The organism is Synechococcus sp. MIT S9509 (assembly GCF_047303035.1).
In the GTDB taxonomy this organism is placed as follows: domain Bacteria; phylum Cyanobacteriota; class Cyanobacteriia; order PCC-6307; family Cyanobiaceae; genus Synechococcus_C.
Genome location: NZ_CP138940.1, coordinates 665,437 through 678,179, shown reverse-complemented (window position 1 = coordinate 678,179; position 12,743 = coordinate 665,437). Strand labels below are relative to the sequence as shown.

General features: G+C 50.0%; 17 protein-coding genes. 10 read left to right on the top strand and 7 right to left on the bottom strand.

Annotation, left to right across the window (positions count from 1 at the left end; genetic code table 11):
• Positions 1-112 precede the first annotated feature (112 nt).
• Entirely contained in the window at positions 113-703 is a 591-nt protein-coding gene (gene clpP, locus SIB73_RS03820; protein WP_413402799.1) for an ATP-dependent Clp endopeptidase proteolytic subunit ClpP, read from the bottom strand.
• 81 nt (positions 704-784) lie between these two features.
• Here clpP and psb29 point away from each other — a divergent pair, with 81 nt between their 5' ends.
• The gene (psb29, locus tag SIB73_RS03815; RefSeq protein WP_413402801.1) at positions 785-1,465 is read left to right on the top strand and encodes a photosystem II biogenesis protein Psp29; all 681 of its coding nucleotides are present in this window, start codon (positions 785-787) and stop codon (positions 1,463-1,465) included.
• Here the strand turns inward: psb29 and SIB73_RS03810 are convergent.
• Genes SIB73_RS03810 through petN form a run of 3 tightly spaced genes read right to left on the bottom strand, consistent with a single transcriptional unit; the run spans position 1,462 to position 3,194 of the window.
• On the bottom strand, positions 1,462-2,934 hold the full coding sequence (locus SIB73_RS03810) for a hypothetical protein (RefSeq protein WP_413402803.1): 1,473 nt from the start codon (positions 2,932-2,934) through the stop codon (positions 1,462-1,464). The two genes, psb29 and SIB73_RS03810, sit on opposite strands and share 4 nt — an antisense overlap.
• A gap of 22 nt (positions 2,935-2,956) precedes the next feature.
• Positions 2,957-3,091 (bottom strand): hypothetical protein, encoded by a 135-nt coding sequence (locus SIB73_RS03805; protein ID WP_413439716.1) that lies wholly within the window; start codon positions 3,089-3,091, stop codon positions 2,957-2,959.
• Between the two features lies 1 nt (position 3,092).
• Positions 3,093-3,194, bottom strand: coding sequence for a cytochrome b6-f complex subunit PetN (gene petN / locus SIB73_RS03800; RefSeq protein ID WP_066907630.1), 102 nt, complete (start codon positions 3,192-3,194; stop codon positions 3,093-3,095).
• Positions 3,195-3,266: 72 nt separating this feature from the next.
• On the opposite strand from petN, the gene clpS reads away from it, so the two are divergent.
• The gene (gene clpS, locus SIB73_RS03795; RefSeq protein ID WP_413402805.1) at positions 3,267-3,563 is read left to right on the top strand and encodes an ATP-dependent Clp protease adapter ClpS; all 297 of its coding nucleotides are present in this window, start codon (positions 3,267-3,269) and stop codon (positions 3,561-3,563) included.
• Between the two features lie 37 nt (positions 3,564-3,600).
• Positions 3,601-4,989, top strand: coding sequence for a BCD family MFS transporter (locus SIB73_RS03790; RefSeq protein WP_413402807.1), 1,389 nt, complete (start codon positions 3,601-3,603; stop codon positions 4,987-4,989).
• Between the two features lie 26 nt (positions 4,990-5,015).
• On the opposite strand, the gene SIB73_RS03785 is transcribed toward SIB73_RS03790, so the two are convergent.
• Positions 5,016-5,243, bottom strand: coding sequence for a hypothetical protein (locus SIB73_RS03785; protein ID WP_413402809.1), 228 nt, complete (start codon positions 5,241-5,243; stop codon positions 5,016-5,018).
• Between the two features lie 79 nt (positions 5,244-5,322).
• Between SIB73_RS03785 and SIB73_RS03780 the strand changes: the two genes are divergently transcribed.
• The gene (locus SIB73_RS03780; protein WP_413402810.1) at positions 5,323-5,598 is read left to right on the top strand and encodes a DUF2103 domain-containing protein; all 276 of its coding nucleotides are present in this window, start codon (positions 5,323-5,325) and stop codon (positions 5,596-5,598) included.
• 568 nt (positions 5,599-6,166) lie between these two features.
• On the opposite strand, the gene SIB73_RS03775 is transcribed toward SIB73_RS03780, so the two are convergent.
• Together SIB73_RS03775 and SIB73_RS03770 are read right to left on the bottom strand one after the other, a co-directional pair.
• Positions 6,167-6,589 carry a hypothetical protein gene (locus tag SIB73_RS03775; RefSeq protein ID WP_413439715.1) on the bottom strand — a complete coding sequence of 141 codons (423 nt, stop codon included), beginning with the start codon at positions 6,587-6,589 and terminating at the stop codon, positions 6,167-6,169.
• Between the two features lie 323 nt (positions 6,590-6,912).
• The gene (locus tag SIB73_RS03770; protein ID WP_413402814.1) at positions 6,913-7,092 is read right to left on the bottom strand and encodes a hypothetical protein; all 180 of its coding nucleotides are present in this window, start codon (positions 7,090-7,092) and stop codon (positions 6,913-6,915) included.
• Positions 7,093-7,548: 456 nt separating this feature from the next.
• On the opposite strand from SIB73_RS03770, the gene SIB73_RS03765 reads away from it, so the two are divergent.
• The 6 genes from SIB73_RS03765 to SIB73_RS03740 all read left to right on the top strand — a co-directional run bounded on the left by SIB73_RS03765 (position 7,549) and on the right by SIB73_RS03740 (position 12,502).
• Complete coding sequence (locus tag SIB73_RS03765) at positions 7,549-7,725, top strand: hypothetical protein (protein WP_413402816.1); 177 nt, start codon at positions 7,549-7,551, stop codon at positions 7,723-7,725.
• Positions 7,726-7,785: 60 nt separating this feature from the next.
• Complete coding sequence (locus SIB73_RS03760; protein ID WP_413402817.1) at positions 7,786-8,010, top strand: hypothetical protein; 225 nt, start codon at positions 7,786-7,788, stop codon at positions 8,008-8,010.
• Between the two features lie 924 nt (positions 8,011-8,934).
• Positions 8,935-9,114, top strand: a complete 180-nt coding sequence (locus SIB73_RS03755; protein WP_413402818.1) for a hypothetical protein — start codon at positions 8,935-8,937, stop codon at positions 9,112-9,114.
• Between the two features lie 1,590 nt (positions 9,115-10,704).
• Complete coding sequence (locus SIB73_RS03750) at positions 10,705-10,914, top strand: hypothetical protein (protein ID WP_413402819.1); 210 nt, start codon at positions 10,705-10,707, stop codon at positions 10,912-10,914.
• Between the two features lie 116 nt (positions 10,915-11,030).
• Entirely contained in the window at positions 11,031-11,183 is a 153-nt protein-coding gene (locus tag SIB73_RS03745; RefSeq protein WP_413402821.1) for a hypothetical protein, read from the top strand.
• 1,088 nt (positions 11,184-12,271) lie between these two features.
• Positions 12,272-12,502: a DUF1651 domain-containing protein gene (locus SIB73_RS03740; protein ID WP_413402822.1), complete on the top strand. Its 231-nt coding sequence runs from the start codon at positions 12,272-12,274 to the stop codon at positions 12,500-12,502.
• Positions 12,503-12,743: the final 241 nt, after the last annotated feature.

Genomic DNA, 12,743 nt, shown 5'->3' with positions numbered 1-12,743 from the left:
CCCAGTCACCTCATGTGACTGGGTTTTTTATTGACTTATTCGCCTCTGTTGAATCATCAGAAACTAAAAAAGCTTCCATGAAAGGAAGCTTTTTTAAAACCGGAATTGGAGTTCAAACTGAATGTACCGGTCGCTTATCAATCACGCTGTCGATCAAACCATAATCCTTGGCTTCTGAAGGAGACATAAAGAAATCCCGATCTGTATCTGCCTGAATTTTATCGAGAGGCTGACTGGTCCTATCAGCAAGTTCCTTGTTTAAGCGATCTTTCAGAAAAAGAATTTCATCTGCCTGTATACGAATATCACTGGCCTGCCCCCTTGCACCACCGAGTGGTTGGTGAATCATGATGCGTGAATGCTGAAGACTGCTGCGTTTGCCTTTGGTTCCGGCACACAGAAGGAATGCACCCATGCTGGCGGCCAGACCAACACAAACCGTTTGAACATCAGGCTTGATGTGTTGCATGGTGTCAAAAATCCCGAGACCGTCATAGACGGAGCCGCCCGGTGAATTGATATAGAGGTAGATATCCTTTTCAGGATCCTCAGCTTCGAGAAACAGCAGCTGAGCAACAATCCTGTTGGCTGACTCACTTGTCACAGCTTCTCCAAGAAAGATGATTCGTTCGCGCAGCAACCGCGAATAAATATCAAACGCCCTTTCCCCGCGTCCGGATTCCTCAATGACGATGGGGATCATGCTGGATCTGCTCACTCGCTGAATCTTAACGGCGGCAACAGCGGCGCTATGGTCTTGCCTTAAAGACAGCCTGAGAAAAGCTTGACTGGGTCCCAGACGATCGCTGACAGCAAGAAAGCATTTCACACCGCTTTCCCATACGTCATTCCTTCGCTGTATCGACGCACAGCAGATGAACTGCTGGTGGAACTTCACCTGCTGAGTCACCAAACCAACTTCACGATCAACGCGTTGTTCGCAGTGGGACTCTGTCAGGTCTTCCAGGCCTTTACAAAGGGGTATCGCCCGGAGAACCAGCTTGACCCGCTGTTCTCCGCCCTCTGCAGTTGCAATGGCTTTGATGGCGATGAAATCAAGGCCCTCGCTCAGGGGAGCAGCAAGGCTGTTCAGGGTCACACGGTTGAAGACGTCCAGGAATGGTTGAAATCGAAGGGGAAAGGAGCTCCGGAGCCTCTGGCCAGTGGCCTCACAGCGGTGACCGGAGATCAGTTTCATTACTCCCGCCTCGTGGCTGTTGGATTGTTCAGTCTCCTCTCCGAAGCACAGGGAAAGGAAAGTGATGACCCCGAGGAACTGAGCAAGACCGTTCACTCCATCGGTGAGCAGATCGGTTTGTCTCGGCCTCGTCTGGAAAAGGATCTCGGTCTGTACCGCAGCAATCTCGAGAAGATGGCCCAGGCGGTTGAACTCATGGAGGAGACACTCGCTGCAGAACGACGGAAACGCGAACGGCAAAAGGCTGAAAAAGCTGCCCAGGATTAAGGCTTGGCAGACAGCGTCAGGTTTCCACTGACCTTCCACCAGGACTGCTGGTGTGAGTGGCCTGTTCCTGAGCTGTTGAGGGGCAGGATCACCATGTTCAGTGCTGATGCGCGCTGAACAGGTTTGGGCCAGAGACCGGCCAGCAGGCCGAGTTGCGTCAGACGTTTCGGGTCACCTATGACTCTCAGCGCTGATGATTGCTGTTTCGAAAGTGGCGCGAGGAAAGGCTGAACGGCAGGTTCCGTTCCAAATCCGATGCTCAATAAGGAAGCTGACTGATCTTTGATGATCTGCCAGCCTCCGACAATGGTCTGATCAGGGTCATCGCGCTGCTGCCAGAGACTGCTTGCCCCACCCTGCGACGGGTCCTGAATATTCTGGTGTTGCTGAAAATTTCTGGAAAGAAGACGATCCGAAACCGCTTCCAGGATCGAGGACCATTGCTGCCGACTCCCGCTCATCGGCAATTGAATCTGAAGACCAGCCTTGTAGGCACCGCTTGAGAGGCTTTTCAGTCTCATGGAGAACGGAAGATCAGCGATTCTGCTGCGCATTGCACCATTGATTCCGTAATGCTCCTCGAGCGGAGCCTGAATGATCTGACGAGACAGCAGCGTGCCCAGAATCAGATCAAGACGCTGTCCATCAACCTGAAGCAATGTGCGATCGCGGGCTGCTCCACCCGATGCGCTTGAACTGGGCTCTATTGGACTGGGCTGTCTTGGACTGGTGCTGCTCTGATCCAAACCCGCTTTGAAACCTCCTGAGATCATCCCTGCACTCGGTCCGGTGAGGGAGCTGAGCGGTCGACGACCGATCACTCCATTCCAGACAAGAAGATTATTTTCGAGCCGGAGCTGAACGCACCCCTCCCGACCTTGCTGGAGCAGCGGCGCCAGCGTTCCACTGAGTGTTGCCAGAGCATCTGCATTCCAGATCACCCCTGGACCCTCCGACAGATCTCGAAGACAGGCTCCCAGGAGACTGTCCGGTTGCAGGGTGGCCTTTGAACCCTGACCGGCTTTCAACCTTTGCAGCAATTGCTCGCGGTGCAGTGCATCGGAAGCAACAACTTCCATCGAACCCACACGCTGGAGATGCAATCCCTGAATCTCTCCGGGGAATGTCGACGAAGAAAGAATCAGATAAGCATCACCGTCCTGTGCCCATCCCTGCCACCAGATGGAACGACCGTATCGTCGCCAGAGTTCAGCGGCGGGCTGGACGCCCAGACGCTCTGACCAGAGTGACGGTGGCGTCCGCGATGGATCACCACGAAAACTCTGGACAAGACTCAGAGCCCCGGACAGCTCAGCCAGACTCGATGCTGAACTGCCATAAGCCCACTGCAGTCGCTGATTGCTCAGTCGCAATCCAACCAATCCGGAACCGATGAGCAAGGAAACACCGGCCACAGTCGCCGTTGAACCCAACAGCTGCGTACGCCAACGATTCCAGCTCTGATTCAAGAAGGCAGATTCAGACAAACGGTTACCTTCGCCGGCGCCTGTCCTTCCACTCAATGGTGGACAGGTAGATCACAGCTCCACTGACGAACACGAGCAGTGCTATTGCTGTAAAGGCGAGTCCCTGATTGACCAGAGGAGACTGAAGTGTCTCGTACACGTCAGAAATTAATGGAGCCGTCACCATTACGACCCCACACCACCATGGCGATCGAAAAGCTGAACACAGCTGCCAGAGAAGCCCAGCCCAGGGTGAAAAGCATTGTGGATCTCTTGATTTCCGGAATTGTAACTAAGCTGCCCAGCGGATTCATCCCGTCTGTTCACGAGACCTCATGACTTCGTCATCACCCGGTGCAGCAACGGTTCTTGAGCGCCAGAAGACAACTCAGCGTTATCCACAGGCCCGCGTGATCGTGCTTGACGATGACGTCAACACGTTTGAACACGTGGTCGAGTGCCTGTGCAAGATCATTCCCGGTATGAATTCCGATCGTGCCTGGGCACTGGCTCGCCGCATCGATGGAGAAGGTCGTGCCGAAGTCTGGTGCGGCCCCCTGGAGCAGGCGGAGCTCTATCACCAGCAGCTTGGCTCAGAAGGGTTGACGATGGCTCCGATCGAGCGCTGCTGAAGCCCCACCTAAGGTCAGCCAATCGCTTCTGAAGTCCGTGGGATCAGCACGGTTCATCCTCCTGGCCCTGAGGCTTGGTCTGTTTCAGGCCTGTCTGGGTGCACTCTCGGTCCTCACCCTTGGAATCTTCAACAGGCTGCTGATCGATGAATTTGAAGTTCCGGCCGCTCTGACTGCACTGGCTCTGGGCAGTCAGCAACTGGTTGCTTTTTCCAGAGTCTGGTTTGGACAGCAATCGGATCGCTGCCGCTGGCGGGGGTTAAGGAGAACACCCTTCATTGTTGGTGGAGCAGCGATGTTCTGCGCACTGACCTGGATTGCAGGCAACACCGTTCTCTGGCTTGCTGAAGCTTCCCAGGCAGGCAGCCAGGCTGATGTGATCTGGCGAGGGTTGATCCTTGCACTGGTGTTCATGTTCTACGGGTTGGCCATTGCAGCCAGTTCCACACCATTCGCAGCCCTGCTGGTTGACGTGAGCACGGACAAACAGAGACCTGGGCTGGTCTCCATCGTGTGGTCGATGCTGATGGTTGGAATCGTCGCAGGTGCGATTCTGCTGAGTTCGTTTCTCGGCTCCTCGTGCGCCACAGCCGAGCTGAGTGATCTGATCTCCGGAGTGGAAAGACTGATCACAGTGGCTCCCCTGACGATCTTCACGATTGTGGTGGTAGCAATCGCAGGAGTGGAGCCGCGTTTGAAGCCTGGCCAGGAGAAAGATCAGTCACGGCAGGCAGCCAACCAGGAAATTTCTCTGCGTGGAGCCTGGACTGTGTTGAAACAGTCTCCCCAGGTGGGGTATTTCTTTGCTGTTCTCTCCTTGTTCACCTTCGCTTTGTTTCTCCAGGAAGCTGTCCTGGAGCCCTACGGCGGTGCGGTGTTTGCCATGGATGTCTGCACAAGCACGCAGCTGAATGCGGTCTGGGGAGTCGGAACGTTGCTGGGTATTGCTGCCACAGGCTTCGTGATCACACCACGTCTTGGCCCACAGCGAACGGCACTGGCAGGTGGAGTGCTTTCAGCCCTGTTTGTTTTGCTGATGGTATTGGCGGGATTCATGGTTTCAACACCGCTTTTCCGTACAGCTCTTTTTCTGTTTGGTGTCGGAGCGGGAATCAGCACCAATGCAAGCCTGACATTGATGCTCGGTCTGACCTCACCACTGATGGCGGGAACGTTTATCGGTGTCTGGGGGCTGGCCCAGGCCTACGCAAGAGGGCTCGCCACGATCAGCGGCGGAGCGCTGCTGAGCGTGTTCGGCGAATTCACCGGATCTCAGAACAGTTATGAGGCCTACGCAGGTGTCTTCATCGTCCAGGCGTTCGGTCTGCTGGCGGCAGGACTGATGCTCCTGCGCGTGAACACCGAGCTGTTTCAGTCCAAGGTCGAACAGGCACTCAGTTCGGTCCTGGTCAGTGAGCTCGAGTGATCCGAAACAAAGATCTGGCTGTGTGTTCAGGCAGCAGGCTGCCTGCTGCTGCGAGCCAACCGCAGCACCTCAGTGGTTTTGATGGGTCTGTTGTGAGCTGTCAGCACGTATCTGAGCACCTTGCCGGGACAAAAGGCCAGACCACGGACCTCATCACCGTGAACCTCCGTCGTCAGAACTCGGGCCTGAGGACCACAACGATCCTGCAAAGGACCAGTCACCTCACGAAGCAGCCTGTCGACAGATTGAAGCATGGCTGGCAGATCTCTCTCTTCTCTGTAGCCAGATCCATTAGCTTCGACCAACTCAAATTTCATCAAACAGCAACTCTCGGTGGGGCGCCTCGTAATCACACACAGCACCTACGTGGAAGGGTTGATCCCCTGGCTGAAGGTTCTTGCGAAGGACCCTGAAATTCAGACGATCACTCCAGGGGTGATTTCCAGAGTTCGCGGTCACAGCTCAGGCCTGCAGTTGCGTGTATCGATACCGGTGACAGGCGGTTTCAAGATGCTCGCTCGCAAAGGCACCACGGCCCAGGAGGTCTTCGTAGTGACGCAGCTGGCCAGGGATGAGCTGCTCAGAAGAATCAAGACCTGCAGCCCCTGAAAGCTCTCAGGGAGGCCCCGATTGGTAGTCGGAACGATGAATGTTCGTCTTGACGAGGGTCAAAATCGTTGCTTCGTCAGCCTGAGGTACTGATTTCAAATTCAGAGATGGCATCGCCCAATCGAAGCCAGGAGATGAACCCACATCACTGGAACTTCACTGATGACACTGCAATTCCTATGAAGGAGCTATTCAGAAGATGAGCAAAGCAGTGTCGAAGAGTTGGAACATCAAATCAAAAGAATGACTTATTTCGATTTCTACAACATCAAGAGCGAACCGTGTCAAAAATCTACCAAATTATATTGAAAACTGAATCTTCGACGAGTAACCACAAAAACCTGCAATTGCCAACCAGAGAGACATAGCAATTAACATTATCAATGTAATTTGCAAACACAATCAAGATCAATGTTTGTTTAAAACGAATCAATCCAAACGCAAGCAAGTATCACCGAGCCTGAATAACAGCGAAAAGCTCACCGGCCTCTCAAGCAAGTGAAAGCAAGCTGGCCCATTGATCAGCCAAAGGAAAGATGCCTAACGAGTGAATGCAAACCGTAGGCAATCAGTATCGAAAATGCCTGACAACTTTCCACTCACCCTTTTTACCAACTTCATCCTGATACGTTCCATTTTTAATCTCATTGTTCTGATAACCCAGAAACTGCGATGTCTGCTCTTCTTCCTGACAGTAGCGTGGATTGATACTGATAGTTTCACTGATTGGCTCTGACGCAAAGGCAAGCTTTTGCTTCTCCCACTCTTTGATTTCATCGTCCCAAAAAGCAGCATCAGGGCGTGGATTGTCTTGCTCGAATTTTGTTCTTTTCTCAAAACCAAGCAACTCTCGTTCATAATCAACTTTCTTTTCACTCGCTTCCCACTTATCGCAGGCACTCTCTGCTTCGGTTCTTGAGGGGTAATCCATCGAACAAGCAGCTGTCACCATCATCACAACACAAACCTCTGTCAAATGATGGCGTTTCACAAGTGCCAGGAAAATCTTTGATCATCATAGCGACATCGAAACTGCACTATCTTCTCAGACGTTGATGGCGCAGATAAACAGAACAACAAAAAACTCGACCTACTGAACAATTGATTGCGCAACCAGCGACAACACATTCCAAATTTCATTTCAACGCACATCAAAACAATCAATCAATAGTCACGCCGACAGGGGTATTGATGACTTTTGCTGTACGAGACAGCTTCAGAAGATGTGTGCACTGATATTCGGAATTCGGACCAACCTGAGCGAACAAGGGTCATCATGACCTTTCAGTCCATCTGAAGATTGATAAAAACTATTCAGAAAATCGGTCGGAGTTCCTCCCGCACGGCCAGTGCCTCTTGATCAAGCCCTTGCCTGTGGAGGTGGCGGGCACGAAGAATCAGTGGATCGATGTCACAGTCGAGACACCAACAACGCTCAAGACAACGACGCCATGCTGGCTCTGGACCGGAAGTGAAACGAATGATGGCGGCCATGGCAGCAAGGGCCTGAACCCGAAGATTGGTGATGGCGACTCCTTAATGTTGGCTTAAGGCGAAACAGTTCCGCAACACGTTTCTGGCGCCACGCCACAGGGCTGGTCTCCACTGGCCAAAAAACTTCAGGATCTGGATCAATTGTGATGAACCACCTGACCGTGCGAGCCCCATTGTTCGACCTGGAGTTGTGGGACTAACTCCAAAAGCCACTCCTACCCAACAAATGATGAAAGGCAAGTCATGATTCCACGTTGAGGTCAATGTTCCGAAGTGGGTTCGAGAGAGAACAGACGCAGAGAGCAAGATCTTCTGAAGCTAGGGAGGCAAGACCAGGCAAGAGGCAACACGCCGAGCACTGGTCATTGAGGCCAACAGAACAGGAGAGAGGCTGGATGTGGTGGTTGATGACCTGATGCGTGCGGCTGGATGGTCAAGGGAGTCAGAGGCTGTGTCGTGACTGCTCGTTCTGCCACAGAGGAACAGCGTGAAATGCAAGGAATCGAAGCCTTTATGGGAGAGCTGAGAGGGCAGGTCGAAGGCTTGTTGATGGGTGTTGGCACCTGGCAGCAGTGGCTCGAGACGCGATCACTGGATCAAGTCGGCACCTCAGCATCAACAAAGAGGAACTGAGAAGGAAGGCAGAGGGGCCAGAGCATTGAAGAAACAACGACATCCACCTATCTCTCTCTGTTGTCTGGCTTTTGGAATTGGGCAAAGGAAACAGGTCAGCTAAAGGGTGAAAACATTTGGACAGACGTGGAGAAGAGTCTGAAGAGAGATACAGAGAAAAAACCAATAGACAAGGCAAAGCTGCTTGAAGCAGAAGCAAAGGCAGACGCAAAGCAAGACATCCCTTTGGTTTTGCGGGTATCGGGGCCTTGGGAAAGAGGATTACTGCGGCCTGAGGTGGTGTGACCTTGATCTTGATAAGGGTGTCCTGCATTGGAATAAGTACCAATGGACTGCTCCTGATGGAAAGGTTCAAAAACCGGACCTAAAGCTCAAAAAGAAAGGTGAAAGAAACATCTCAATCCACAGCGAAGTGCTGAGGAGACTGAAGGAGTGGATGCCTGAAGCAGCTACCAACAGCAGCAAGGATCCAATCTGGGCAGATGACTACAGGGCAACGATTGAAGATTGGGGCAGCAGGTTTGCTGAGCACTTTTAACCACGGAATGGATTGACCAGTCATGAGCTGAGGTCATATGGAGTGACACAGATGATGCAGAATGATATCAATCATTATTACCTAAATACAACAACCAGCCACACAGATTAAGGATCTAGCGAGATTCTCAAAAACTATTTAGTTCCAGCAATCCAATAGGTGCGAGAAGATCTGGAACTCCTGGACTGACTCGCAGCGACTCAAACCAAATGCACTAAACTTTCTTCAAAATACGTAAGCAATGACCACTTCAAACGAACCAACGGAAGACCCTGTTGAAGTTCTTTCAAACATCATCAAGCTGCTCAAAGAGAAAAAACTATTCATCGCACGTCATCAAGTGCTATGAAAAGCGTCTGAAAGATGAGTTGAAAAGAAGAGAATCTACGTAGTTCTCCCTCTCAAACCTCAGTCAACATGCAGACCATTGCAAAGGTAATCGGAAAGTAAATGATATTGTCCTGTGCAACTCCGATGCCCAGAGCGCATAACAGTCCTATCAATGCCCAGGTCAGTGGATGTGTCATGACATGACACTGATATCACCATCATGTCGAAGACATCACCCGATATGACCATTTCAGCCCTTGGGTTTTAGTCAGAACGGGTGAAGACAACCCGATTCATAGGGGCAACACTGGTATTTCACCACTAACGGGGCAAGGGGGGATATGACGCTTACCAAGGAGCAGGAGTGCCTTTACCAGGAGCTGATGGACACTGATACCGAACTCTTTTACCTGAGTTCCAGAGACTGCAAGCAACTGGTCAAAGGGCTGACGAGGATTGGGATCACAACACCTCAGCTGCTTCAGGAATGGTTCGATGCATTGCTTGAAGCAGACGACTGATCCTTACCGCCTGGCCTGTAGTAGGCCTGTGCTGCTGCTGCGCCTATCGATCACGGTTACTACAACCAGCCTCCAGGGAAGCGACCAATATCCCTGAACGTGACACTCAGGATGATTGTGGTGATCACGCACCTCCAATCAAACATTTAAAACTCAAAAATCTTCAAGTAAGTCTGATAATCGATACAAGCTCAATGAATTTGGTTCGGCTGTGATCCCCATTACCTCTAATGAACTTCAGCCAGGTTTGACTAGGCCAGATACTCCGGTAATTCTCTTTTGTCGCTCGCGTCAATGGTTTTCTTCTATATCTTTTCATCGCTGATTGCTCTCCTGACTGCAGGAATCATTCTTTATGCTCCTCTGAGCTGATCTTTTCTCGAGATGCTGCAAGATATCGAAGTAATCTCAATCTCTTTCAGATCGCTAATATTGATTTGGGTGTTATTCGTTTTAGAAGCAGGACTATGATGGATTTCTACTCCCGATTAGCGCGATGCTGAAACCTTTAATAGCCATTGTGGCTTGGCTTGTTTATACCTTTGCATATATCTGGGCACTAGGGCTAGTTAAATCCGCTACAGGCTACGACTTGTTTGTAGAAATGAATAAACACAGAAGAGGCTGGAAAGATGGATTTTATTTCTTACTATTGTTGACGATATACGCTGCTGGATTATTTTACTTGATACTGCTTTTTGCATGAATGAGCAGCTTTGACCAAAAAAGAGATGAACGCAAACAGACTTCTATTCGTTGTTTTTAATCTCTGATGCAAAGATGAGTTCCTAGAAGGTGCCTGTAATCTTAACTGGACATGATCTGGTAAGAAGAAGTTTTTGAGCCGTTCAAAGGCCTAATTCACCCAATTTGTGATATGACTGTTTCTACGTAACCCTCTTTAACTTCCTCAACTTCTAACCGCTCTCCCTTAGACAGCCCTTCCTTAAGTTGATTGAAGAGCTTTAATGCAGGTTCGTACGTTGTCCAGCTTCCGAGACAACTCTCAACTTTAACAACTCTGAACTCTTTGGCTTTGTCCACTGCTTATTCTATGACCATTGATAATAGTAGTCTGTTATAAACACGACAGAAATTCCTGAAGCCTGTTCGCTGTAGGGGCTGGATTCTTAGACCCCCAGTGGCCTCTTCTATGTCGCTGTGTATAACTGGGGTTACAAGAATTAATCGTTTTAATTGTTATTCAATCGCAGCCATAGCAACACATTGACCATCAGCAGTGTATCTGGTAAGGACTGATGGAAGAACAACAACCCGATTACAGACAAACAAATAGCTCTGTGCGTCTGCTTAGGAGTAGAGATATCACTGCGCCTCCCACTCATAGGTACGTCCCAGCCAGTCATGAAGTGACTTCTGCTGGTACTTGCAAGCAGGTAAAGAAAGCCTCTTAGACCGCCCGTGCGCCTGAGCAAGAGTTAATTCAGGAACATCTATTGAATCTGGACAATGATGATTTTGACCGCTTACATAGGCTCAGAGCTGCCTTAGAGAAGGCTCAGGAGATACAGGGTTCACCAGACATAATCAAATCCCTGCTAGAAGCTATTCATCAAATTCAAAAAGACAATGACGTGTAATCACCCAAACCTAAAAGACAAACTAGAGCAAGCTCAGAACCAATATGAAAAGGGCTCACAACAGCTGGAACAGTTGCAGACCCAGTTGTTGCAGATTTCAGGCGCGATTCAGATGTTGCAGCAGCTTGTCGAAGAGACAGAATCGACGTGTTCTGCCAGTGATGACGCTGAAGAGCTGATAGAAGCAAAACAGGGCTGAACTCAATAATTTTGCAAATTGATTGGCATAATGTATTGCAGGCTACTTAAGTATTGTAAGGATTAACTGGTGCAGGGAGGAAAACCCTCTTAAATACTATTAATCAAAGGAGATTTATGGAACAGCCTAAATACACCTTTGTTAGAAAAGATGCTGGAATGATTGAGCAGTGGTGGAAAGACCGTATCAATCATCTGCTTTTAAAAAGGCAATTGCAAGATGCTGATGCACTTTATCGTGAGTTTGATATCGCTGATGATAGTCAATAGTAAGGGTCTCATGATGTCGCGTCTGATGGATTAAAAGTCCCATATCCGTGCCAGGGCCAGGGCTTGATAACTAAGGATTGCACTTTGTGATTAGTGAAATAATTCCTTAGGATAATTCAAACCAGGGAATATTTCTTCTCTTTCTTCTTTTTCTTCTCATTCCATAAGCACACCACTAACCCAATAACGGCTGAAGTTAAAACATAGGGAAACAGCCAGGGGAAGATAATTAGCAGGATTATGTCAAAGTAACTGTTCTGATTTTGCTCTATATGGACCTAGAAGGTGCTTGTTTTGTGTCATGCGCGTTGGGCCCTATGCTGTTTTGAAGGCCTCTGAGGGGCATATTTAACCCCCTTAAATTTCAGCATAAATTTCTGAACCCTCATCGTATATACAGCGCGCAAACTTACACCCCCAGCATGGGTATCGCTGCGTTTTGAATCTGCTGACCAGGGGGGATGGTCATCAATCTTGCCTACCTGACCCTGTCTCATGGCCCCTTGTGCCACGGGCTGGGCCACTATCCTTTCCTAGCGCCAACGACTGGGAACAAGATCCTAGCCATATCAATGAATCTGCCGATTTGCCTTGGCCAATAGATCTAGCATCTAGCAATGCTGCGGTAAATCCATCAAGAAGTCACGGCACTAACGCGTTGCGCTTACCATTAGTTATCTATTAGATGTTACTCACATTGGCTTCACTTGGTGCCGATATTTATTGGTAATTACTCTCACTTAACTCCCTGTTATTGTTGAAATCAGTTCGATTAACACATGCACCCGTTTATCAAACCCAACACACATTGAGTGACACCTGCAAGCCTCTGCAGCAAGCCTAAGCATTAATTAGACATCTTTCATCATCAGCATACGCAAGCCTTTCAGGGCCTTGCAGCCACCTTAGAGGGCATCGCTAAATATAAAATAAGCCAGGCCAATCAAAGACCCCTCACGCCTTAAGCGTCAAAAAAGAGCATTGACTTGAGTCTGGCTGAAACTGCATGGCAACCAGGCATCAACAGAGGACGCTTGATTGACCTGAACCAACGCCCGCCTTAGCCTTGGTACAGGCGTACTAAAACAATGGATGGCTGGCTTGCTGATCCAAAGGGATGCTGGTTTACTCGGTTTCACCGAGATCCATCAAGCACCTGGGTCAAAGACCAAAGAGTGTTCGTCGATCACGGCAAACCCATGCCTGATGACCAACCCGCCTTGCTCAAGACACGACGGGAGATGCGTTACGAGGATGCAGCCAGTCTTTGGTTTGAACTGAAGAGCGTTGGTTGGACCGTGGCTAAAGCGGCTTGGTGATCAACCGCTGAAGTCTGGGAGACCATGCAGAAGTTAGGCGGGTGGAAGCGATGTCAGCCCAGGTGGTGATTCATTCAGTTGCTGGTGAAGCTATGAAGCCCGGCAACCAAGGCAGAAGTGGGGCCTCTGTAGGGGTCTGCCTCAGCGCCCTCGGGCGTCAGTCCATCAACTGCAAAAAACGCTGCCGCGCCCAGAAGACCGCCAACAGCAGAACCTATTACGACAGAAGCAATAGCGGCAG